At 60.6% G+C, this 23,781-nt stretch carries 14 protein-coding genes; 8 read left to right on the plus strand and 6 right to left on the minus strand.

The window, feature by feature from the left end:
- Positions 1-88: 88 nt before the first annotated feature.
- Together GT019_RS14690 and GT019_RS14695 are read right to left on the minus strand one after the other, a co-directional pair.
- Entirely contained in the window at positions 89-1,570 is a 1,482-nt protein-coding gene (locus tag GT019_RS14690; RefSeq protein ID WP_328803969.1) for an ethanolamine ammonia-lyase reactivating factor EutA, read from the minus strand.
- Between the two features lie 251 nt (positions 1,571-1,821).
- Positions 1,822-5,802, minus strand: a complete 3,981-nt coding sequence (locus GT019_RS14695; RefSeq protein WP_235948119.1) for a carbohydrate-binding protein — start codon at positions 5,800-5,802, stop codon at positions 1,822-1,824.
- A gap of 533 nt (positions 5,803-6,335) precedes the next feature.
- Here GT019_RS14695 and GT019_RS14700 point away from each other — a divergent pair.
- Positions 6,336-7,298, plus strand: a complete 963-nt coding sequence (locus GT019_RS14700) for an L-lactate dehydrogenase (RefSeq protein WP_161743937.1) — start codon at positions 6,336-6,338, stop codon at positions 7,296-7,298.
- Between the two features lie 309 nt (positions 7,299-7,607).
- On the opposite strand, the gene GT019_RS14705 is transcribed toward GT019_RS14700, so the two are convergent.
- On the minus strand, positions 7,608-8,207 hold the full coding sequence (locus GT019_RS14705; RefSeq protein ID WP_161743938.1) for a TetR/AcrR family transcriptional regulator: 600 nt from the start codon (positions 8,205-8,207) through the stop codon (positions 7,608-7,610).
- 239 nt (positions 8,208-8,446) lie between these two features.
- Between GT019_RS14705 and GT019_RS14710 the strand changes: the two genes are divergently transcribed.
- On the plus strand, positions 8,447-9,940 hold the full coding sequence (locus GT019_RS14710) for a DHA2 family efflux MFS transporter permease subunit (protein ID WP_161743939.1): 1,494 nt from the start codon (positions 8,447-8,449) through the stop codon (positions 9,938-9,940).
- 259 nt (positions 9,941-10,199) lie between these two features.
- Positions 10,200-10,652: a helix-turn-helix domain-containing protein gene (locus tag GT019_RS14715; RefSeq protein WP_161743997.1), complete on the plus strand. Its 453-nt coding sequence runs from the start codon at positions 10,200-10,202 to the stop codon at positions 10,650-10,652.
- A 130-nt stretch (positions 10,653-10,782) separates the two neighbouring features.
- Here GT019_RS14715 and GT019_RS14720 read toward each other — a convergent pair whose 3' ends face one another.
- The gene (locus GT019_RS14720) at positions 10,783-12,117 is read right to left on the minus strand and encodes a catalase (protein WP_161743998.1); all 1,335 of its coding nucleotides are present in this window, start codon (positions 12,115-12,117) and stop codon (positions 10,783-10,785) included.
- 577 nt (positions 12,118-12,694) lie between these two features.
- Here GT019_RS14720 and GT019_RS14725 point away from each other — a divergent pair.
- The 4 genes from GT019_RS14725 to GT019_RS14740 all read left to right on the plus strand — a co-directional run bounded on the left by GT019_RS14725 (position 12,695) and on the right by GT019_RS14740 (position 19,386).
- Positions 12,695-14,446: an ABC transporter ATP-binding protein gene (locus tag GT019_RS14725; RefSeq protein ID WP_161743940.1), complete on the plus strand. Its 1,752-nt coding sequence runs from the start codon at positions 12,695-12,697 to the stop codon at positions 14,444-14,446.
- A 69-nt stretch (positions 14,447-14,515) separates the two neighbouring features.
- Entirely contained in the window at positions 14,516-16,540 is a 2,025-nt protein-coding gene (locus GT019_RS14730) for an ABC transporter ATP-binding protein (RefSeq protein ID WP_161743999.1), read from the plus strand.
- 25 nt (positions 16,541-16,565) lie between these two features.
- Positions 16,566-17,819 carry an MFS transporter gene (locus tag GT019_RS14735; RefSeq protein ID WP_328803970.1) on the plus strand — a complete coding sequence of 418 codons (1,254 nt, stop codon included), beginning with the start codon at positions 16,566-16,568 and terminating at the stop codon, positions 17,817-17,819.
- A 340-nt stretch (positions 17,820-18,159) separates the two neighbouring features.
- Positions 18,160-19,386: a glycosyltransferase family 4 protein gene (locus tag GT019_RS14740; protein WP_161743941.1), complete on the plus strand. Its 1,227-nt coding sequence runs from the start codon at positions 18,160-18,162 to the stop codon at positions 19,384-19,386.
- 163 nt (positions 19,387-19,549) lie between these two features.
- On the opposite strand, the gene GT019_RS14745 is transcribed toward GT019_RS14740, so the two are convergent.
- Both GT019_RS14745 and GT019_RS14750 read right to left on the minus strand, forming a co-directional pair.
- Positions 19,550-20,563 (minus strand): lysylphosphatidylglycerol synthase transmembrane domain-containing protein, encoded by a 1,014-nt coding sequence (locus GT019_RS14745; RefSeq protein ID WP_161743942.1) that lies wholly within the window; start codon positions 20,561-20,563, stop codon positions 19,550-19,552.
- Positions 20,564-20,590: 27 nt separating this feature from the next.
- Complete coding sequence (locus GT019_RS14750) at positions 20,591-21,610, minus strand: glycosyltransferase family 4 protein (protein WP_161743943.1); 1,020 nt, start codon at positions 21,608-21,610, stop codon at positions 20,591-20,593.
- A gap of 334 nt (positions 21,611-21,944) precedes the next feature.
- Between GT019_RS14750 and GT019_RS14755 the strand changes: the two genes are divergently transcribed.
- Positions 21,945-23,768: an assimilatory sulfite reductase (NADPH) flavoprotein subunit gene (locus tag GT019_RS14755; protein WP_161744001.1), complete on the plus strand. Its 1,824-nt coding sequence runs from the start codon at positions 21,945-21,947 to the stop codon at positions 23,766-23,768.
- Positions 23,769-23,781 lie beyond the last annotated feature (13 nt).

The following is a 23,781-nucleotide window of genomic DNA, read 5'->3' on the forward strand; positions in this document are numbered from 1 at the left end:
CCGATTCGGATACCTTGCTTGACTTCTGATCGTTTCCTTGCCCGCATGTCGTTTGAGCTCGACCGCCTTCGCATAGGGAAGGCGCGGTTTACCCGCCGAACAGAAGGCTTTTGACGATGACCGGCACGACGTCCTCCCGGAGGGGCTCGCCCACGTCGAGATAATCGCCCTCCTGCGGGACGAGCTGATCAAGGCAGACCAGCTTCCGGCGCCACGGCTCGCCAAGCTTGCCGAACAATCGGTTGCCGAGCGACTTGGCCATGTCGTTGCTGCAGACGAGCAGGAGGATCGACTCCTGCAGCTTCGCCGAAGCATAGGCCGCGATCAGCGCGTCGGCGATGCTCGATAATCGCCGGTAGGAGACGTAGCCCGGCGCGCGAAGGCCGAGCGCGAATGGCGGATCGCCGCCTTGCTCCCGGCCGTACAGCGCGCATCCGCGGGCGACGGCTTCGGCCGCGGCGTGCGCCAAGAGCCCGGCATCCGTCCCGGCATCGGCCGCTTCCGGCGGCCATTCGCAGACGACCACCGGCACGTTGCGCAGCGGCAGCACGCCCGGACTGCAATACAGCGTGGCGCCGCTGAGCGCCGCGGTCTGCGTGCCCGCCCCGATCACCGTCGCCCGCGCCGATTGCTCCGCGGCCCGCACCGGAACGGCGAAGGTCCCGGCGAGCTCGGCCAGGCCGGCGGCCAGCAGCGGGCCGATGTCGCCGAACCTTGCCGTCTCGGCCGCGCTGGCGGGCGGAGGCCCTTCCATCAGAGCGCCGACTCCGCCGGAGATCCAGATTTCCGCCGGACACGGCAGATGCGCGGCGGGCTGCCCGACGAACAGCGCCTTTGACCCGGCGAGGGCCGCGGCCTCTCCGCATACGCAGCGGAGCAAGGTGTCCGACATGGCCCGGCATACGCGCTGCAGCGCATCGAACGAAGCTTCCGATCCTTCCGGAGGCAGCGGCGGGACGTCCCCCGAGCCGGCCGACCATTCCTTCAGGGCCGGGGCCGCGTAGCGCACGCGGCCGCTCCGCTCCAGCCGGACCAGGCGTCCGCCGACATGGAACGTCGCGGTGGCCACCGGCTGTCCCCGGCGGAAGTAAACCGCATTGGCGGTGCCGCCTCCGATGTCCACATTGGCGACGATGCCGTCCGTCTCCAGCGATCGCCGCTGCGCGCCGGAGCCTTTGCCGGCGAGCAGCGCCTCCAGATCCGCGCCGGCGGCAGCCGCCACGAATGGCCCGGCATGCCGGGCCAGCCCGTGCGCCAGCTGCTCGGCGTTGCGCTTCGTGGCCGTCTCCCCCGTGATCAGTACGGCGCCCGTCTGCACCTGCTCCGCAACGATTCCCGCGCCGGCATAGCCTTCGTCCAGCAGCGCGACGACGGCGGGAACGTCGATGGCCTCGTCGCCGCTGAGCGGAGTCGGATAGATCGGGCTGACGTGCGCCAGGATTCTATCGGCGATTTCATAGCGCGGCAGGGCCGATCCGTCGGAGACGAGCGTCAGCTTCAGCCGGGACAGAATCCATTTGGTCGTGCTGGTGCCGATATCGATGCCGACGCTGGTCAGCCAGTGCTCCACGATCCGTGCCCCCTTTATAACCGCTGCATAGCAAAAGATGCTTCGAGCAGACAATCCGTTGCCCGCCTCGATCGTGGTGAGAATCGGTTCATTGTCTGCTCCAAGCATCGTCGCTGAAAAGCTATCCATAATTATAGGTTCTTCATCCGTCTAACGTCAATCAAGGCAAGGGGACCTGGCGTCGTCGGAGTCCGGATGGCAAAAACCCTCCACCTATACGGTGGAGGGGACGCTGCAATAACCGTGCAACCTTACCAGTTGTTGCCCGATACGCGGATGACGTTGAAGCCGGGGCTCTTGCTCTCCCCGTAGATCTTCGCGACGCCCGGATTGTTCACGACGACGTTGGTGAAGCTCGCCGCGCCGACGACCGGTCCTTGCCCGTCTTCGGCCTCGGCCACGAGCTTGATGCCGTAGCGGGACGGGTTATTGATGGTGATGTTCTCCAGGCGGACGTTCTGCATCGGCAGATTTTCCGGCGATTTGGACTGGAACATGAGTCCGAAGTAAACCGGATTGTTGATGTCGACGTTCTTGACGAGGATATTCTTGAAGCTCCGGTCCCCGCCGAAGAACCAGATCGCGCCGAAGTTCTGGTAGTCGTTGATCTTGTCGTCCGCGCCGACGCTGGTCCAGAAGTCGCCGCCCGTGCGGTCCAGGGTGACCCCGTCGATGACGGTATCCTGATCGCCGAAGCCGAGGGTGTTGTACCCGAAGCTCAAGCTGCTGATGGTGACGCCCGGATAGGTGAGCGTATCGGCGCCGTACAGGTTCTGGAACAGGTTGCCTTGGCCGCCGTAGACGGCGAAGGCGGCCGCGCGCCGGACGTTGGTCGCGGTGAGATTCGTGTACTGGTTGCCCACGTTGTAGGAGCCGCCGGCGTCGATCGCGCTGAACGACGCGAACGAATCGTCGCCCGTGGCGCGGGCGTAGTTGTTGTCGATGACGTTGTACGACGAACCGTTCGTCATGTTGATGCCGTCCGCGAACATGTTCTTGATGCGATTATTATGGAACGTATTATAGGAAGAGTTCACGCCCCAGTAGAGGCAGACGAAATGCTCGGCCCAGACGTTCTCGACGGTGACGTTCTGCATGCCGTTGCCGTCGATGAACTTGCCGGGCCCGTCGACCCGGTAGACGTAGTTGCCCCAGGCGGACAGATTCTTGATGGTGGAGCCGTTGGCGGCCGAGCTGATATTGAACCCGACGTCGGTATTGGCCTGATCCTGAGGCGCCGTGAGCTTGGTATACCATGGACCCGCGCCGATGATCTCGGTCGCCCGTCCGTACAGGAAGATCTTCGAGTTGATCGCCCACTCGCCCGCCGGGATGAAGATCCCTTTCTTGGACGAATCCTGCCTGAATTCCGTCAAAGCCTGCTCGATCGACTTGCTGCTCGATACCTGCACGTACTTGCCCGGGTCCGGATTGGAAGCAGGAGGGGCGACGTTCTCCGTCTCGATCATGTCCACGTAGATCCAGGACACGTCTCCCGCGTCCTTCTGGATTTTGATCTTGGTGCCGGCCGGATAGACCTGATCCAGCATCAGCTGGGCATCCTCGTAGAGCCAGTAAGCCTTGGAGCCGGAGTTGTCGTAGCCGAGCCGTCCCAAGGTGCTCGGCGTCGCGTACAGGTAGGAGAACTTCGACGTCACGTTGAAATTGCCTTTGTCCACGCCGTTGGCATAGATGCTGACCGTCCCGTTGGTGTTCTCCGCCACGGCGTTCCGCAGGACGAACGCGTTGGCCGGCGAGGTGAGCGTGAACTCGACGTATTCCCCGGCAGCGTCCAGGTAAACGGCCGAACGTCCGGATGCTTCCCCGGCGAAGTCGCCCGGCGTAAAGTTCGGCGCCAGCTTGGTGCCGCTCGTCGCGTTCCCGGAAGACTCGGCCTCCAGGATCGTGAACGGCATGTTCGCGCCGCGGCCGGCATACAGGCTGGCCGTGCCGACATTGTTCGCTTGCTTGGCGGCGATTTCGTTGGCATCCGCCGCTACGGTCGTCGTGACCGCGTAGCTGCCGTTGACGGCCGTCCACGTGCCGCTGAGCGCGACGTTCGCCGACGCTCCGGCGGCCAAGGCGCCGCTGTAGGAGCCGGTAAAGGTCTGGATCGTGGCGCCCGAACCGTTCTTCAGTACGACCGTGATCCCATGGGAACCGGCGGACGTGGCGACATTGCCTTGGTTCTTGAGGTTCACGGCGAAGGAGACGGCATTGCCGGCGCTTGGATTGCCGGGCGTCCACGACGTCGCGGCGATCAAGTCGGCGCTTTGCACCTGACCGACGGCGAGCGGGGACGACGCGCCGAAGCTGTTGTTGCCGTTATCGGTCTCGATGACGGCGTTGCTTTCGTCCACCTTGGCGGTGACGGCATAGGAGCCGGCTTCCTTCGCGCCGATGTTCGCGGATACGACGGCCGAAGCGCCCGGGGCAAGCGCGCCGACCGGAGCCGTGCCGGCCAGGGTACTGCCCAGATAGAAATTCACGTTCGTTGCCGGGGAAGCCAGGGAGCCGGCGTTCTGCACGGTGGCGCTGAGCGTAATGGCGCTGGTCTCGATCGGCGAGGCCGGCGACCAGGTCAGACCGGTTATGGTGAGATCCGGATTCGGCGACGGGGTGCCGAGGAGCTGGAATTCGGCGACCTGCCCGCCCGGCGCGCCGGTATTGGCGGTGAAGCGAAGCTGCACGCTGCTCGCCGTCGCGTTCACCGGAATGGTCACCGTGTTCTGCGAGGCCGGGTTGAACGTATAGGATGCGGCGGAGACCAAGTTCGCGAAGGACGTGGCGTTCTGGTCATGTCCCAGCACCTGGATCGTCTGCGAACGGGTTGCCCAAGCGCTGGCCGGGTTCAGCTTGAGCACGACCGACGTCACGGCGGCATTCGCGCCCAAGTCCACGGTGAGCGTGCTCGGCTGGCCGCCGCCTTCCCAGTAGGTGCCCGTATCGTTGTCGTTGGCATTCGCCGCGACGAAGGTAAAGGTCGAGGAGGAGGCCGTGATCGGTTTGCCGACGGCCAGGTTCGCGTCGTTGCCGCCGCCCGAGCCGGTCCGCGTCACGGTATTGCTCGGCACTGATGCGTTGCCGGCGGCGTCCTTCGCAACCACGTAGTAGGCGACCGTCGCGTTCGCGGGCTGGGTGTCCGCGTAGACGAGCGTCGATCCGCCGACGCTGCCGCGGAGCTGATTGTTCGCGTAAACGTCGTAGCCGGCAACGCCGACGTTATCGGCGGAGGCGTTCCAGGCCAGCTGGATGGTGCCGGAAGCGGGCTGGGTGAAGCTCAGGTTGGACGGGGCCGTGGGCGACTGCGTATCCGAGGAGCCGCCCGCGACGAGGTTGATCCAGTTCACGTTGAAATCGTAGCCGCTGGCATAAAGGCGCAGCGTCTGCGTGCCGGCGGCAAGCGTCACGTTCGCCGTGACGGTCTGCCAGGTTTGCCAGCCGCCGGTATTCGGGATCGCCGTGGTAGCCAGCGTTGCCGAGCCGGATTGCAGCTGGAGCTGCCCCGAGGCGCCGTTGCTCGCGACCCGGTATTCGACCGTGTAAGCGCCCGCGGTCTGCACGTTGACGCTGTAATCCATCCAGTCGCCGACATTGATCCAGCCGACGTTGAGGCCGCCCCCGGCGTCGCTCGTCGTCTCGGTCTGGATGCCGTTCATCGCGCTGTAGCTCTCCGCTTCGATCTTGCCCGGAACGGTTTGCGGCCCGGCTTGGGCGGCGCCGTAAACCTCAAGCTCGGAGACCTGGGCCGCCGACCATGCCGTGTTGGCGGTTACTTGGACGCGCACGTAGCGCGCGCTGGCGGCGGTGAAGTTGATCGTTGCCGTATTCGCGCTGCTTGGATTGAAAGCGTAGCTGGCCGATGCCTTCAGATCGGCGAAGGCCGTGCCGTTCGCGCTGCCTTGAACGGACAGCGTCTGCGAACGGCTGCCCCATCCGGCCGGCAGCTTGAGCACGACTTGGTCGATCGGGACGGCGCTGCCGAGATCGACTTGAATCCATTGCGGGAAAGCGTTGTTCGTGCTCTCCCAGTAGGTGCTTGGGTTGCCGTCCGTTGCGTTGGCGGCGACGTAGACGTCGGCGTAGCCGGACGCCGTGACGGGTTTTCCCGCCGCCAGGTTCGGCCCTCCGGCCGCGGAGGCGACGGCGGGCCATTGCGCGGAAGCGAGAAACGTTCCCGCGGCCAAGGTGAGGAGACAGATCCAGGCGACGAGTCGCCGGCGGTTGTTCATGAATGTCATGCTCCCTTCAATTTTAAAATGCAGGGTAATGGCGAGCGATTGCGGCGTGTGACTTCTTCCTTTCTGGCTTTTTCTGGGTTTTACGGCGATGTAAGCGCAAACATTGAGCGAGGCGCCCCTCCTTCCTTTGCAGAGGTTATTTATGGATGCATTGTGATCATATGGCAGAACGAACCTCGGTTGAAGGAGTAATTCTATGGATATCATGTGCGGGATTATGATATGCCGTCAGGAGACGCGGCGGGGGGAATGACGTGCGCGGCAGATCGCTATACGGAGACAAGATATCGGTTGAATAAAGCCGCATAATTCCTCGTGCCCTCATCGCATAATAAGAATTGGCGCGGGCTTCATTAAAATTTTACATACGCGTAAGGACTTTAAGCATCAGCCATGCTATAATCCGATGTGTTATATACATGACATGTTAGCTAACACAATTTGTTTGTCTTTCGATTGTATCGGTGATTCGGAGGGTTCACCTCGCAGATGAGCAGTCATGACAACGAGAAAAGAGGGATACCTTGCCAAGCAAAGCTAGAAAAGTGGCCATCGTCGGCATCGGAGCCGTCGGAGCCAGCTGCGCGTATGCGCTGGTCAACCAATCGGTCTGCGACGAGATTGTTCTTATCGGCCGCTCGACCAAGAAAATTCATGCCCATGCGCTGGATCTGTCCCACTGCATGGACTTCACGCATAGCCGAACGAAAGTCAGCGCCGGCACCTACGCGGACTGCCGGGATGCCGACATCGTGATCTTATGCGCGGGCGTGCTTACGATGCCGGGCGGCAATCGCCTCGATCTGGCCGCCAGCTCGTTCGAGATTTACTCGAAAATGATCCCCCGCATCGTCGACGCTGGCTTCGGCGGCGTGTTTCTTGTCGCGGCCAACCCTGTCGACGTCGTGACAAGCATCGTGCTGGAGCGATCCGGATTTCCGCGATCGCGCGTTATCGGGACGGGCACGTCGATCGACACGGCGCGGCTCAAGACGCTCCTGGCGGAGCACTTGCCGGTCGATCCGCGCAGCATTAACGGCTACGTGCTTGGCGAACACGGACAGTCGCAATTTCCGGCTTGGTCGCACGTGACGATCGGCGGCAAACCGATACTCGATATTCTCGCCCAGCACGGCGACCGGTTCGGGAAATTGAACCTCGACGAGATCGCCCTTCAGACGCGCGACGCCGGGTGGGAGATTCTGCAGGCCAAAGGAGCGACGACCTTCGGCATCGCCAGCGCGCTGGCCGCGATCGTTCGCTCGATTTTGAACGACGACCAGAAGATCGTCGCCGTGTCGGCCTTTCTCGAAGGGGAATACGGCGAGACCGGCGTCTGCGCGGGCGTTCCCGCCATTCTGACGCGCGAGGGAATCTCCGAGCTCGTGGAACTGAACTTGACGCCGGAGGAGCGCCGCAAATTCGCCGATTCGTGCGCGGTCATTCGCGATGCGGTGGCGGCCCTGTCAATCGGAGCGAAGGGGTAATGCCGGCAGCGGCCCCGGCATTTTCGCGCGACTTGCGGCATCATGCGGTTGCTAATTGCAATAACTAACCGGTTAGCTATAACAGGGTCGTTCTATCCGCACTAACCTGGCCTTGACAGGCGCCATCGAGGAGCAATTGCTCCTCGATGGCGCCTTTTTTGCATTAAGCCGAAACGGAATGCGAGGCTCCAAGCGCCTATTTTCCGGCATGAATCTCCGGTCCTCGGGGAACGGCCGCGCATGCGTCCTCTGCGTCTTCCCCGGACTTGCGGAAGTTCGTCATGACGCGCGCTTTGTTCGGAGAACGGTTTATTCCGAACCGCCCGTTTGGTGCAAACGAAACAGCAGCGAAAGCTGCTTGGCGAGATAATGCGGCGTGTACGGCATGCCGCTGCGCAGCCAGCAGACGATCGTGCCGATGAAGGCGGAGGAGCCGTACCAGATGGCGATATCGGTCGGCACGGCGATTGCCGAATTGGCCAAAGCAGCATCGCGTTTCTCGGCCCTGCTGGTGATGAGCTCGACCATCAGCTTCATCAGGCGATCGGTGAAGACCGGGATGCTTTTCGAAGCGAGCAGCACCGTGTAAAATTTCGCGTTGGCCGCGATATGCTCCAGGATTTTGATCAAGGTGGACCAATCGGCGTCGCCGGACCGGGACTGCTTCGGGATATCCCGCAAGATCGCCCGAATTTCCTGGATCATGTCGTCCGCGATCCGTTCCATCATATCCGGGATATCCCGGTAATGCAGATAGAAGGTGACGCGATTGATGGTCGCGCGCTCGGCAATCCGGTTGACGGTGATTTTCTCGAGCTCCGTCTCCTCGAGCAGATCGATAAACGCATCGCGAATCAATTGGCGCGTGCGGATGACGCGCGGGTCCGTCCGCGGCGATGATGTGGACATGTTTCTCCATTCCTTTCCCCGATAGGCGCTGCACGACAATTCCGGCCGCCGTGTAAAGGATGTTTCCCTTAGGCGACGGAAGCGCGGCAAACGTCAATTAATCAACATTTTCCGAAAAGCTGTTGCTTGTGGATTGGCAGGGCCTTGCTTATAATTTTCAACATTAAGTTCATTATACAACACTGTGTTAATTAGTTGGGCGGAATAGTCGAGCAATAGATTAGAAAGGATTGAGCAAAATGAGTGAACGATTAGCGTTTGACAGCGGCGCGATCAAGAAAGGTCCGCTGCTATTCGTCATGATTCTGGGGGCGTTCATCGCCGTGCTGAATCAGACGATCATGAGCGTCGCCCTGCCCGAGCTCATGGTCGACTTCGAGATTGCGGCGTCCACCGCGCAATGGCTGACGACCGGCTACATGCTGGTGAACGGCGTGCTGATTCCGATCACCGCGTTCCTCATGCAGCGATTTACGACGCGGGAGCTGTTCCAGACGGCCATGTCGATCTTTCTCGGGGGGACCGTCGTATCGGCCGTGGCGCCGAACTTCGACATGCTGCTGGCCGGCCGTCTGATTCAAGCCGCCGGAGCGGGCATTATCATGCCGCTGCTCATGAACGTCATCCTGACGGTGTTTCCTCCGAACAAGCGGGGAGCGGCCATGGGCATGGTCGGGTTCGCGATCATTTTCGCGCCCGCGATCGGGCCGACGGTCGCCGGTTACGTCATGGAGCATTTCTCCTGGCGCACGATGTTCTACGGCATGATTCCGTTCGCGGTCATCGTTATCGCCTGCGCCTTTATTTACCTGAAGAACGTCGCGGAACGGACGTATCCCAAGATCGATATCCTGGGCGTCGTCCTCTCGACGATCGGATTCGGGGTGCTGCTCTACGGCTTCAGCAGCGCCGGCAGCAAGGGCTGGTCGAGCGCCGAAGTGATCGTATCGCTCGCCGCGGGCTTGCTCGCCCTGATCTTGTTCACCGTAAGACAGCTGGCCTCGAAGAGCCCGCTGCTGGATCTTCGGGCCTTCAAATACGGCATGTTCTCCCTGACGACCATTATTAATATTGCGGTCACGATGGTCATGTATGCGGACATGATGCTGCTTCCGCTGTATTTGCAAAACGCGCGCGGCTACACCGCCCTTGAATCCGGCCTGCTCATGCTGCCGGGCGCGCTCTTGATGGGCGTCATGATGCCGGTGACCGGAAGGCTGTTCGACCGGTTCGGCGCGAAATGGTTGTCGGTCATCGGCATGGCGATCACGATCGTGACGACGATCGGCTTCGTGAACCTGACGGATTCCACCAGTTATACGTATCTGGTGCTCATGTCCACGGGGCGGCGCTTCGGGATGGCGATGTTCCTGATGCCGATCACGACGGCAGGCTTGAACCAATTGCCCGCCAGGCTGAACGCGCACGGCACGGCCATCTCCAACACGATCAAGCAGGTGGCCGGCGCGATCGGCACCTCCTTGCTCGTCACGGTCATGACGAGCCGCACCAAGACGCATCTGACGGATATGATGGGTTCCGGCGGCGCGGGGGACACGCAGGAGCATATGGCCATGGAGGCATCGATCCTGGGCATCAACGACGCGTACCTGGTCATCATCGGCATCGGGCTCGTCGGCCTGCTGCTCTCCTTCTTCATCAAGCGGGCAACGCCTGCCGAAGAAACCGAAGCTCCGCGCGTCGCCATGGATCGCAAGCAAATGACCGGCTGAGCCGGAAGCGCCCGGCGCTTCCGCAGGCCGGAGCGTAAGTATGCCTGCGCGCAGGCACGGCATCTGCCAGAGCTTCTCCGGTCGTTCGGACGGAGAGGCTCTTTTTGCGTGCAATGGCGCAATCGCCGATAAAACCCGGGATGCGCGGGGGCAACCCGAGGTTGCGCCGGGATTGCGGAGCGTGCAACCAACGTTCGCTTTACTTTTCGCGCGGGGTCTAACCATAATGGGAACAGATCGAGGAGAGGTGATTGCCGCCGTGATTTTCGGAGAGAAGTTGAAGGGCGAGCGCAAGCGCAAAGGCTGGTCTCAAGAAGAATTGGCCGAGAAGCTGCATGTCAGCCGGCAGTCCGTGTCCAAGTGGGAGAACAATCAGAATTACCCCAGCATCGAAATCATTATTAACGTGAGCGATCTATTCGGCGTCACCATCGACGAATTATTAAGGAGCGACGAGGAGCTGACGAAGAAGGTGATCAAGGACGGCAAACGATTGGCCTACCCGAAGCTGAAATTCGCGTTCGACGTGTTGTTTCTGCTCGGTTCGGCGCTGCTCGTCATCAAGCTGGCCGTGCTCATGCTGAACAGACTGACTTCCTTGGAGATCGGGCTGGTCGGGGGCGGGTTCTTTTGGAATTTCGCTCCGCTGCTGTTCATGGTCGTGGCCGGCATCGGTTCCGGCGTCGTGAAGGAAAAATATCGGGACGGGTAAGGGTTCGTTCGCTTGATGCGGCGCTGCGGCCGGGCATTCAGGGACGCCGTTCCCGAACGAAGGGCACCCGCGTCGGATGCCCTTTGATGACGAGACAGCGCGATAGATGAGTTGCGGCCGCGGGACCGCCCTATCCCTTCGCGTGCGGTTGAATTTGCTTCTCGACGCGTGCGGCCAGCTCGGCCGATGCTTCGCATAGATAGCCGGTGACGACGCGCTGCGTCTCGGGGGAAATCCCGGCAAGGCCGGCGGCGAGATTATCCACCAGATGTGCCTGCTGCACGCGATCGAGCGCGCGATAATACTGGCCGGCCTGCGTGAAATCGTCGGGCTTCGGCAGGTCGGACCGGACGAGCGTGCCTTCGACGTAGCGCCCTTCGCCGCTGGTGACTTGGGAAGCGGGCGACCAGTTCGCCTGATGGTTGACGGGCAGCTTGCGGAAATCGGGGCCGATGCGGCGGCGCTGCGAATCCGCGTAAATGTTGGCGCGTCCCTGCAGCATCTTGTCGTCCGACAATTCGGCGCCTTCGAGGAGATTGGACGGCGAGAACGCGAGTTTCTCCACCTGCTCCATGTAATTGTCCGGATTGCGGTTCAATACGAGCCGGCCGACCGGCACCAGCGGATACTGCCGTTCGTCCCATACCTTGGTGTCGTCCAGAGGATCGTAGGGAAGGACGGCCGCGTCTTCGGGGTTCATCAGCTGGACGTATAGCCCGTACTCGGCGGTTTTCCCCGCAGCCAAGGTATCGTATAGATCTTGAGCGGCATAATCCGGATTCTCGCCGCTCAGCGTGGCCGATTCGCGGCTGTCGATGTACTGCAAGCCGGCAAACGGAACCCAGTGGTATTTCACGTACGTGCGGACGCCCTGCGCGTTCCGCCAGACATACGTGTTCACGCTGTGACCCGGGATGTGGCGAAAGCTCTTGACCGTGCCCGCGTCCGAGAAGAGCCAGAGCAGTAAATGCGTCGCTTCGGGCGCCCGGGCGATGAAGCGCCAGAACCGTTCGGGATCCATGAGGCTGTTGACTGGCGAAGGCGACAAGGCTTGAACGGACTCCGGGAAGCGAATGGCGTCCCGCACGAGAAACACGGGGATGTGGTTGCAGACCAAGTCGAATACGCCTTGGTCCGTATAGAACTTGGAGGCGAAGCCGCGGATGTTGCGCGCCGTGTCCGGCGTGCCTTTGTTGCTGACGGCGAGGGAGAACCTCACCGTGACGGGAACCTGCTGGCCGGGCTGCTGCAGGAAACACAGCTTCGTATGCGCCGCCATGGAATGCGCGGTTTGGAAGTAGCCGAACGCGCCGCAGCCTTTGACGTGCACGGGACGTTCGAGGATCTTGGCATGCACGAACGTCTCCAGCGTCTCGTGCAGCACGCTGTCCTGCTCCAGCACGGGTCCCCGCGCACCGACGGTCTGCGAATGATAGACGGCCGGGATATCCCCTTTCGGCGGCATGGGGTCATGACGCTCGGCGCGTTCGTCTTGTCCGGCTTGTTGCGGCGGCGCCGCGGGCTCCCGGAACGCCCCGTTGTTTTCTTCCATCCTTCTACCTCCCGTGTCGATCAAGTCGATTCTCCCTGATCTACTACTGTTATGCCTGGCTTGCCTGCCAATATGACGCGTCCGCAAGCGCCGAATGTAAAAGTTCAACAAATTTTCAAATTCCCCGTTGACAGCGTTCAAGAGCCGATGGTAAAGTGACACATATACTTTGATGAACGGAAAGGAGGGTTACGTACATGCGCAATCGACAACTGGTAACGGCATTTCTGCCAATCGGCGGAGCATATGCTCGCAATGGACGTAACCCTCGCGAAGACTGACGAAGCGCCTGCGGAGAATCGTGGATTCCCGCTTGGCATCGTCGTGAGGCGCATGGTTACGGTGACGTAATCGTGCGCCTTTTTTATCGCACCCGGTTGGCTGCGGCAGGTTCGAACCTGCCTCGGCGCTGCGACCGGGTCCGGGCGTATCGCTTACGGCGGTACGTCTTTTTTTGTTCGGCAAAAGTTAGAAAGGTTGTTGATATCGCATGTTCGTCGTACTGAAGAAATTAAGCTGGTTTTTCAAATTGCACTGGAAACGCTATACGCTCGCGGTCGTGCTGCTGACGATCGTGGGGATCATGGACGTCCTTCCGCCCAAGCTCATCGGCTCGGCGATCGACGGCATCCAGCAGGGCACGATGACGACGCGCGGGTTGATGGAGCTGCTGCTGTTCTGGGGCGGGCTCACGGTCGCCGGCTATCTCATCACCTGCGTCTGGTGGTCGCTGCTTTTCGGATCGTCCTTCATGCTCGAGCGCACCCTGCGCTCGCGGCTGATGCGGCATTTTCTGAAAATGACGCCCACCTTCTACGAGCGCAACCGCACCGGCGATCTGATGGCGCGTGCCACGAACGACCTCGGCGCGGTGTCGCAGACGGCCGGCTTCGGGATTCTGACGCTGATCGACTCCACGCTCTTCATGCTGACGATTCTCGTCATGATGGCCGGCGTGATCAGCTGGAAGCTGACGCTCGCGGCGATGCTGCCGCTGCCGGTCATGGCGCTGATCATGCAGCATTTCGGCAAGAAGATCCACGAGCGCTTCACGGAGCAGCAGGACGCCTTCGGCAACCTGAACGATCAGGTGCTCGAGTCCGTGTCCGGCGTGCGGGTCATCCGCGCGTTCGTGCAGGAGGACGCGGACCGCAAACGGTTCAGCGCGATGACGGACGAAGTGTTCGGCAAGAACATCGCCGTCGCCAAGATCGACGCGGTCTTCGAGCCGACGGTCAAGATCCTGGTCGGGATCAGTTATCTGATCGGCCTGTGCTACGGGGGCGTGCTCGTCTTCCGGAGCGAGATCTCGCTCGGCGAGATGGTGTCGTTTAACATGTTCCTCGGGATGCTTATCTGGCCGATGTTCGCCATCGGGGAACTGATCAATATCATGCAGCGGGGGAACGCCTCGCTCGACCGCATCAACGAGACGCTCGGCATCAAGCCGGACGTCAAGGATGCGGCGGCTCCGGTGCCGATGCCCGTGCCGGAATCCATCGAATTCAACGCCCTGACGTTCCGCTACCCGTCCTCGTCGGTCGACAATTTGGTCGACATCTCCTTCAAGCTGGTCAGGGGCCAGACGCTCGGGATCGTCGGACGAACGGGAAGCGGCAAGACGACGCTGCTGAAGCAGCTGCTTCGCGAATACCCGATGGGCCAAGGCAGCTTGACGGCCGGGGACGTGCCGCTCACGAGCATCGAGTTGAATCAGATCCGCAGCTGGATCGGCTACGTGCCGCAGCAGCCGATTCTGTTCAGCAAGACGATTCGCGAGAATATCGGGTACGGCACGGCCGATGGCCGGATGGACGAAGAGCTGCTGGCCAAGGCCCTGGAGCTGGCCGCTTTCCGCAAGGATGTCACCTTCCTGCCGGAAGGGCTCGAGACGCTGGTCGGCGAGAAAGGCGTGGCGCTCTCCGGGGGACAGAAGCAGCGGGTCAGCATCGCCAGGGCGGTCATCGCCAATCCGGAAATTTTGATGCTGGACGACGCTTTGTCCGCCGTGGACGCCAAGACGGAGACGGAGATTCTGCAGGGCATTCGCAGGGAGCGCGCGGGCAAGACGACGCTCATCGCGACGCACCGGCTGTCGGCGGTGCAGCATGCGGATTGGATCATCGTCCTGGACGAGGGACGGATCGTGGAGGAAGGCGTGCACGAACAGCTGGTCAGGAACAACGGCTGGTACAAGGAACAGTATGACCGTCAGCAGCTCGCTTCCGTCGTGGAAGCGTAAGCTAAGCCTTGCGCGGCTGACGGGCTTTCGATAAAAGCAGATCTGGATGAAAAGAAGGTGACTACCCAAGTGGGCAACAACGGCAAACGATTATTTCAATACGCATGGCAGTACAAACGGCCGATCCTCCTGGCGCTTCTGCTGCTCGCGCTGGCCATCGCCGCGGAGCTGGTGGGGCCGTTCCTCGCCAAGCGGATGATCGATACGAATATCATGGGCATCCAGCAGCCCTGGTACGAAGCCAAACCGGGAGAGGCCTACGCCGTTCCTTACGACGGTGCCTGGTACAAGAGAACCGACCATTGGAAGAAAGGCGAGGAGCGGGGCCGCGAGGTGCGCGTGCTGCAGTCCGGACGCGCGTATTATTTCGTCGACGCGGCGAACGTGCCGGATCAAGGGGCGCAGGCGTTCGGGAACGGGCAGGTGACGATTACCGGGGCGGACGGCGGCACGCGGCAGTTTCCCGCCGACCGCTTGAGCCGAGGCGAGACGTACGCGTTCTTCAAGCCGGAATTCCGGAGCATCTTCACGCTGGCGGCGATCTACGTCGGCCTGCTGCTGGTAGGCGCAGGGCTGGCGTACGGGCAGCGATACTTGCTGCAGGTGTCGGCGAACCGGATCGTGCGCAGGATGCGCAACGACGTCTTCCGGCATATTCAGGAGCTGCCGGTGCAGTATTTCGATAATCTCCCGGCGGGCAAGGTCGTCGCGCGGGTGACGAACGACACGGAGGCGATCCGCGAGCTGTACGTATCCGTGCTGGCGAATTTCTTCTCCGGCATCATTTACATGGTCGCCATCATCGGCGCGCTGTTCATCCTGGACGAGACGCTGGCGCTCATCGCGCTGCCCCTGCTGCCGATCCTGTACCTGTGGATCGTCATCTACCGTAAGTTCGCGTCGCGCTTTAATCATGTCATCCGTTCGCGCCTGAGCGACATCAACGGCATGATCAACGAGTCGATCCAAGGGATGCCGATCATTCAGGCGTTCCGCCGGGAGAAGGAGACGATGGCGGAGTTCCACGAGATGAACGACGAATACTTCCGGTACCAGAACAAGCTGTTGACGCTGAATTCCGTGACGAGCCACAACCTGGTGAACGTGTTTCGCAACGTGATCTTCCTGCTCGTCGTCTGGATGTTCGCCGGCGGTACGCTCGGAGCGGCGGTATCGGTCGGCATCCTGTACGCGTTCATCGATTACATGAACCGGATGATGCAGCCGATCGTCGGCATCGTGAACCAGCTGTCCAATCTCGAGGTCGCGCGGGTCTCGGCGGAGCGCGTGTTCGCGCTGCTCGACGAGCCGGGCATCGCGGTCTCGGAGCAGCGGATGGCGCGGTATCGGGGCAACGTCGAGTTCAAGGACGTGTCCTTCGGGTACAAGGCGGGCGAGGACGTGCTCAAGGATATCAGCTTCCACGCCAAGCAAGGCGAGACGGTCGCGCTCGTCGGCCACACCGGCTCGGGCAAAAGCTCGATCCTGAACCTGCTCTTCCGGTTCTACGACGTCGACCGCGGCTCGATCACGGTGGACGGCACCGATGCGCGCGATTTGACGAAGCAGCAGCTGCGCGAGCATATGGGCATCGTGCTGCAGGATCCGTTCCTGTTCACGGGGACGATCGCCTCGAACGTCAGCCTCGACGATCCGTCGATTACGCGGGAGAAGGTCGAGCAGGCGCTGCGCGACGTCGGCGCGTACGAGATGTTCATGCAGCTGCCGGGCGGCCTGGATGAGCCCGTGATCGAGAAGGGCAGCACGCTGTCCGCCGGGCAGCGCCAGCTCATCTCGTTCGCGCGCGCGCTGGCGTTCGACCCGGCGATTCTGATCCTCGACGAGGCGACGGCCAGCATCGATACCGAGACCGAAGCCATCATCCAGCAGGCGCTGGACGTGCTGAAGCGGGGGCGCACGACGTTCGTCATCGCCCACCGGCTGTCGACGATCCGCGCGGCGGACCAAATTCTCGTGCTCGACCGCGGCCGGATCGTGGAGCGGGGCGATCACGACAAGCTGATGGCGTTCGGCGGCAAATACTACGCGATGTACCAGCTGCAGCAAGGCGCTGCGGTCGAGCTCGGCGCATAATTCCGATACCGAAGGGGACTTCCAGGTGAGCAAAGCATTAACCAAGGCGCTTCCGATAAGCGCGACCGTCTTTCCGATCTTATTCGCGATCAGCATCGTCCATCTGTTGAACGATACGATGCAGTCCACCGTAACCGCGCTGTTTCCGATCCTGCGCGACTCGATGCATCTCAGCTACAAACAGATCGGGTTTATCGCCTTCGCCATGAACGTGACGGCGGCGGTGATCCAGCCGCTCGTCGGAATGGTGGCGGACCGCCGTCCGCGTCCGTTAATTTTGCCGATCGGGGTATGCTTCACGCTCGTGGGCGTCGTCGCGCTCGCGCTCGCGCCCGAGTACGCGTACTTGGTGCTCGCGGTGATGATGATCGGCATCGGGTCGGCGATCTTCCATCCCGAATCCTCGCGGGTCGCCTACATGGCGGCAGGGGGAAAGAGGGGGCTGGCGCAGTCGATATTCCAGGTCGGCGGCAATATCGGAGGCGCGCTCGGACCGATCATGAGCGCGGCGATCTTCGTCCCGCTCGGCCAGATCAGCGTGCTCTGGTTCTCGATCGCCGCGATCGCCGCGATCGTCATCCAGAGCTTCGTTGCGCACTGGTACGGCCAGAACGCGCTTCAGCCGCGTCCGGCGGCGCCCAAAGCGAAGGCCAGGGCGGTTTCCGGCGAGAAGAAGGAACGCGCCGCGGGACGGGGACTCACGCGCAATCAAGTGATCTGGGCGATCGTGGTGCTCGTGTTCCTGGTCTTTACGAAGCATATTTACATGTCCAGCATTTCCAGCTTCTACAGCTTTTATTTGATCGATTATTACGGGGTTTCGGTGTCGCACGCGCAGCTGTTCCTGTTCGCGTTCCTTGCGGCTTCGGCGGCGGGAACGTTCTTCGGCGGCCCGCTGGCCGACCGCTACGGACGGCGGAACATCATTTGGTTCTCGATCCTCGGCACGGCGCCGTTCTCCATTCTGCTGCCGTATTGCAACTTGGCATGGACGTGCGTCATGTGCATTTGCGCCGGATTCATCCTGTCCTCGGCGTTCTCGATCATCGTCGTGTTCGCGCAGGAGCTGCTCCCCGGCAAGGTCGGACTCGTCTCCGGGCTGTTCTTCGGCCTGGCGTTCGGCATCGGCGGCCTGGGCTCGGCCGTTCTCGGCTGGGTAGCCGACGCGACCAGCATCGCGTTTATCATGAAGCTCTGCGCCTTCTTGCCGCTGCTCGGCATGCTGGCCGTGTTCCTGCCCAAGGACGAACAGGTGCGCGCGCACCATGCGGATGCTTAAACGCGCTGTTGGAGAAAGGGGGTTTCCCGTCATGCGGGGAGCCCCTTTTTACGTTCGGCCGTGTCTCGTCCGGCGTCGGCGATAGAAACGGCTATACCGGCTCGGCATCGGGCTCTCGTATTCGGTCAAGCTCGTCGATACGTCGATAACCCAATTAAATCGCTCGAGCTTCATCCATAATTCACAATTATTTAATAGTTGCGTGGTACGATGACTTCATGTTACTAATCAAGGGGAATACTAATACGGACGGCAATCCTTACATCCCACGAGCAGGGCGTATTCGCGCGCAAGAAAACGCAGGGACTGGTTGAGAGAGATGTATTAGGAGGAATAGCGAGTGAAGATCTTAATAACGACGGATACTTATTCCCCTATGATCAACGGCGTCGTGACGTCGGTGAAAAATTTGTACCACGAATTGAAAAACGGGGGACACGACGTTCGGATATTAACCTTGTCGCATTGCGGCCGCGAGACGGTGGAAGGCGACGTGTACTACGTCAAATCGATCCCGATCGGCGTGTATCCGGATGCCAGAGTCAAGCTCCCCTTCTATAACAAGCTCATCCAGGCCATCGTGGACTGGCGCCCCGAAATCATCCATTCCCAGACCGAGTTCTCGATGATGCTGGCATCCAAATACATCGCCAACAAATTGAACATTCCGCATATGCATACCTATCACACCATGTACGAGAATTATTTGGACTATTTCCTGGGCGGCAGGATCATCAACAAGAACCTGTCGGCCAAAATCACGCAGCGCATGCTGAACAGCCTGGACGGCGTGATCGCGGCAACGGACAAAACCAAAAACAAGCTGCTCAGCTACGGCGTCAGCAAGCCGATATTCGTCATCCCGACGGGCATCGAGCTGCGCAAATTCCAACAAGCGCTATCCGTGGAGGATAAGCGGCAAATCATGCGGGACCTGCAGATCGCTCCGGAGGATCGCATCATCGTTTACGTCGGACGAATCGCGGAAGAGAAAAACATCGGCGAGATTCTGACGGCGCTGCCGGACGTGATCAAGATCGCCCCTAACGTGAAAATGCTGATCGTAGGCGGCGGGCCGTACCTGAACAGCTTGAAGGAACAGGTGGAAAATAAAAAGCTGGAACGCCACGTGATCTTCTCCGGCATGGTGCATTCGGACGAGGTATACAAGTATTACAAAATGGCCGAGATGTTCGTGAACGCTTCGACGACCGAGACGCAGGGATTGACGTATATCGAAGCCTTGAGCAGCGGATGCCCCGTCGTATGCCGCTATGACCCCTGCATAGACGGCGTCGTCGAACAAGGGAAGAACGGGTACTCCTACATGGATCGAGGAGAATGCGCGGCGTTCATCGCCGAGATTCTCGGCGATGCCGATCTGCGGGACAGCATGAGCAAAGAAGCGCTCAGGAAGGCGAACGAATATTCCAGCGGCGTCTTCGCGAGTCGCGTGCTGGACAAATACCGCAGCACGATCCATGCCAGCAAGGAAGTCGCGATTCCGCTCGCGCGGTTCATGATTCCCAAGATCCTGAGGTCCAAGCGAAACAAGATCCGATCCTAGCGACGGTCTCGCCACTCCTCTCGCGGCGGGCAACGCCATGCGTTGCTGCCGGAGGGGAATTTGCCATGGGGAAAATCGGAGGCGCTTTCATGGAGACGAGTGCATGGAAACGGAGCGGCTTCCGGCCGTTGTTCGGCGAATCCCGGGAAGCCGCGGCGAGCCTTTAATGGTGCTTCCTTGCGTTCGGCAGGATCAGCGTGAAGATGCTGCCTGCCGCAATCGTGGCGTAATACGTCAATACCCGCCAGACGAAGATGGCCGTGATGATCGTGCCGGCGTCGAAAAACATGCCGTAGATCAAGTAAAACCCCCCTTCGGCTCCGCCCGCGGCGCCGGGAAGCGGGATAATGGCCATGAAGTTGACGAGGAAGATTTGCGCGCACATCAGCGTCCAGAGATCGGCGGCATGATAGCCGAAGCTTCTATAGATGCAGTAGGGAATGCTGAAGAAAGCGGCGTATTGCAGCAAGGTGAATAGCGAGGCGTACGCGCACATCTTGACATGCTTCGTGATGAAAGACGCGTTCTCGTGGAAATGCGCCAGTTCGATCTCGATCTTGCCTAAGGCGGCGTCCGTGTTTTTGACGAGCCTCACCCGGTGCAGGGCATGCAGGATCGACGTCAGCAGCCGTTTCGTCAGCTTGCCGTTGATGGCGAACAAGATCGCGAACGCCATGATCAGCACGTGGATGGCAAGGCCCAGCAAGCAGAGGTACGGAAAGTAGTCGACCCTGGCATTGAAATAGCCGAATCGAAACAGAACCGCCGCGACCAGGATCGCGATATTGATCGACTGATGGAGGATGAATTTGATCATCAGGATGGAACCGGCGATGCCGGCGGGAATGCCGTTTTCCGTCATGGCATAGAGCTGCGCGGGATTGCTGCCGGCGGAGAAAGGCGATACGGCGCCGAAGAACAAGCCGATCATTTCGAATTTGACGGCTTTCGCGAGCAAGTTCTTGATCGCGTGCAGCTTTCGGGCGATCGTATACAGGACGAGCATCTCGAAGAACCAAAACAGGAGGACGAGCGCCGCGGCCGCCAAGATCCATGCCAAATGCAAGGTTTCGAGCTCCGCGATCAAGGCTTTCAGGCCCTTCGTGAAGAGGAAGAACGACAAGAAGATCACGAAGGTCGCGACAACGACGACGAAGTTGAAAAGTTTGTTTCTCATTGGCGGTGCTCCCGTCGGTTGCGCGTTTTAAGGGGAAATGCCCTCGTAAAATTGCTTCCATAAAGCCAATACATGGCGTTCGGAATAGAAGGCATGGCATTGCCGGGCATGATCGCTCCACTTGCCGTAATCTTCTCCCTTAGGCTGCATCGCGGCGATGATTCGGACGAAATCCCCGACGCTGTCGCCTTTCAGGTAATGATCGAACAGGATATCGCGGTACAGCTCCAGGTCTCGCAAGAGCACGGGGACCGGCAGGGCGATCGCTTCGACAATGGACATCGGGAACAGCTCGTTATAGGAAGGCAGAAACATGAGGTCGCAGGCGTTATAGACGTCGTTCATCTCGTCTCTCGGTATGATGCCGATGAACGTTACGTTCTCGGGCGGGTGGTCGACGATCTTCTTGAGCTCTTTATAGCCCTCCGTGATGGAGCCGAACGAGAATCCGCCGGCCCAGACGAACTGCACGCCCGGAAGTCGCCTGGCCACCTCGACGAAGTCCGATATGCCCTTCCGGGTTTGAACCTGGCCGACGCCGAGGACGACGAACTTGTCCGATGGAATCGCGTATTTTTGCTTGATCGCCAGGATCTTCTCCTCGGAATGGCGATAGAAACGTTTCTCGGACACCACGTTCGGGATGTAGGCGATTTTCTTGTCGTCGATGCCGTAGGTTCGGAGCACGCCGATAAAGTAGGGGTTCACGACGACGATGCGATCGACGGACCGGTAGAACCGAAGCATGTAGGCGTAAAATGCCTTTTTGACGAAGAGGGGCAATTTCAAGCTTTCCTCGATCGTCTCGGGCACGAAATGCACGTACGCGACCGTAGTGCCCTTGAGCTTGGCGAAGGGGAGGCTCAGGAAGAATTTCAGATCGATCGTGTGATAGTGGTTGATGTCGCCCGGAATCATCCGGTTGAGGCTCACTTTATACGTGTCGCGCAGGCCTTGCTCTACCAATTGGACTTGTTCGATATAAGCCGATAATACGCCTTGCGCCTTTACCTTGTGGGCCGATGAAAGCATATTGATCCTGCGCATACGGTCCTCCCCGAATGTAGAATTGCCGATTTTTGCTATGTTCATCCGCGTCTGGGGTCGAGTCAAGGCAGGAGGCAGATTGCGCAGCGGGGCGGCAGTCCCACAGCCATGTTACACCAAAACCCGGATTTCCCCAAACGCAAGCGGAAAAAAGCACGCTCCGGAGCTGTTTTCGGCCGATTTTTGCGCTTTTATAGCATTCGCTTATGAATGCTATAAGTTCCTCTGTCTTGTTACTCTTATCGTGGCATGTTACCTTTAATGGAGCATTGTCAATAAATGATATCCGAATGATCGGGATAACTCTCATGTCAAGCGAGCGAGGTGCGTAGGAATCATGCTGCAAGTAACGAATAGTCCGTTTCAACAGGATCAAGCGGATCTGCTGAACCGCTTGTTGCCCACGCTGACGGAAGGGCAGAAAATTTGGCTGAGCGGTTACCTGGCGGCTCATATGGCCGCGGGTGCCCCGGCTGGCGCGGCCGTTCCGGCCGCAAGCGTGCCGGACGCAATCGCGCCGGCGGCCGCCCGGGAAGCGACCGTGCTGTTCGGATCGCAGACCGGCAACGGCCAGAAGCTGGCGAAGAAATTGGCCGGCAGGCTGACGGATCAAGGCGTCCAGGTCACGCTCTCGTCGATGATCGATTTTAAGCCGAATACGCTGAAGAAGGTTCAAAATTTGCTCATTCTCGTGAGCACGCACGGAGAAGGGGATCCGCCGGACAACGCGATTTCATTCTATGAATTCCTATATAGCAAGCGGGCGCCCCAATTGGAGGGCATGCCGTTCTCGGTGCTGGCGTTAGGCGACACGTCCTACGAGTTTTTCTGCAAGACGGGCAAGGACTTCGACGAGCGTCTGGCGGAGCTCGGCGGCAAGCGGCTCGCGCCGCGCGTCGACTGCGACGTGGATTACGAGGAAGCGGCGGAGAGCTGGATGGCGAGCGTGCTCGCTTCCCTCGGCCAGGCTTCGGCCGCGGCCCTGGCGCCGGTAGCCGTCACGGCCGCCGCTCCGGCGGGACCGTCCTCGGACTACTCCAGATCCCGCCCTTTCCAAGCCGCCGTGCTGGAAAATTTGAATTTGAACGGACGCGGTTCGGATCGGGAGACGCGCCACCTGGAGCTCTCATTGGAGGATTCCGGTCTTCGCTACGAGCCGGGCGACAGCCTGGGCGTCTATCCGCAGAATCACCCGCGGCTCGTCGACGAGCTGATCGAGGCGATGGGCTGGCAGGCGGATGAGCTTGTCGCGCTGCCCAAGAGCGCGGAGCAATGTCCGCTGCGCGAAGCGCTGACGAGCCATTACGAGATCACGGTGCTGACGAAGCCGCTGATCGAGCAATTGGCGGCGCTGGTCCCGGGCAACGGGCTGGGCGAGCTGCTGGCCGCCGGCCGCGAGCAGGAGCTGCGCGCGTACGTCAAGGACCGGGATCTGCTTGATCTGGCGCGGGATTACGAATGGCAGGGCGTCTCGGCGAATGCGTTCGTAGCCTTGCTGCGGAAAATACCGGCAAGACTGTATTCGATCGCGAGCAGCCCGTCGGCTTATCCGGACGAAGTGCATCTCACGATCCGCAAGGTGGATTACGAAGCGCTGGGCAGAGTCCGCTACGGCGTCTGCTCGACCTACGTGGCGGAGCGTCTCGAGCCCGGACAGACCCTGCCGGTCTTCGTCCAAGAGAATCCGAACTTCAAGCTGCCGTCCGATCCGGGCACGCCGATCATCATGATCGGGCCGGGCACGGGCGTCGCGCCTTTCCGCGCGTTCCTCGGCGAACGGGAAGAGCTTGGCGCGGAAGGCAAGTCCTGGCTGTTCTACGGCGACCAGCATTTCTCGACGGATTTCCTTTATCAGGTCGAGTGGCAGCGCTGGCTGAAAGACGGCGTATTGACGCAGATGGACGTCGCGTTCTCGCGCGACACGGCCGAGAAGGTCTACGTGCAGCACCGGATGCTGGAGAAGAGCAAGGAGCTGTACCAGTGGCTGGAGCAAGGCGCCGCCGTCTACGTCTGCGGAGACGAGAAGAAGATGGCGCATGACGTGCAGGCCGCGCTGCTGACGATTCTGCAGCGGGAAGGCGGCCTGAGCGAAGCGGATGCGACGGCGTACCTGGCGAAGATGCAGCAGGAGAAGCGGTATCAGCGGGACGTCTATTGATTCCGGAGGCAAA

This window comes from Paenibacillus glycinis (assembly GCF_009909185.1).
Taxonomy (GTDB): Bacteria; Bacillota; Bacilli; order Paenibacillales; family Paenibacillaceae; genus Paenibacillus_Z; species Paenibacillus_Z glycinis.

What these genes read in the sequence shown, in the direction of transcription:
- GT019_RS14695 (WP_235948119.1), bottom strand. Translation starts at nt 5,802, where the DNA reads ATGAACAACCGCCGGCGACTCGTCGCCTGGATCTGTCTCCTCACCTTG.
- GT019_RS14705 (WP_161743938.1), bottom strand. Translation starts at nt 8,207, where the DNA reads ATGTCCACATCATCGCCGCGGACGGACCCGCGCGTCATCCGCACGCGC.
- GT019_RS14710 (WP_161743939.1), top strand. Translation starts at nt 8,447, where the DNA reads ATGAGTGAACGATTAGCGTTTGACAGCGGCGCGATCAAGAAAGGTCCG.
- GT019_RS14720 (WP_161743998.1), bottom strand. Translation starts at nt 12,117, where the DNA reads ATGCCGCCGAAAGGGGATATCCCGGCCGTCTATCATTCGCAGACCGTC.
- GT019_RS14725 (WP_161743940.1), top strand. Translation starts at nt 12,695, where the DNA reads ATGTTCGTCGTACTGAAGAAATTAAGCTGGTTTTTCAAATTGCACTGG.
- GT019_RS14745 (WP_161743942.1), bottom strand. Translation starts at nt 20,563, where the DNA reads ATGAGAAACAAACTTTTCAACTTCGTCGTCGTTGTCGCGACCTTCGTG.
- GT019_RS14750 (WP_161743943.1), bottom strand. Translation starts at nt 21,610, where the DNA reads ATGCGCAGGATCAATATGCTTTCATCGGCCCACAAGGTAAAGGCGCAA.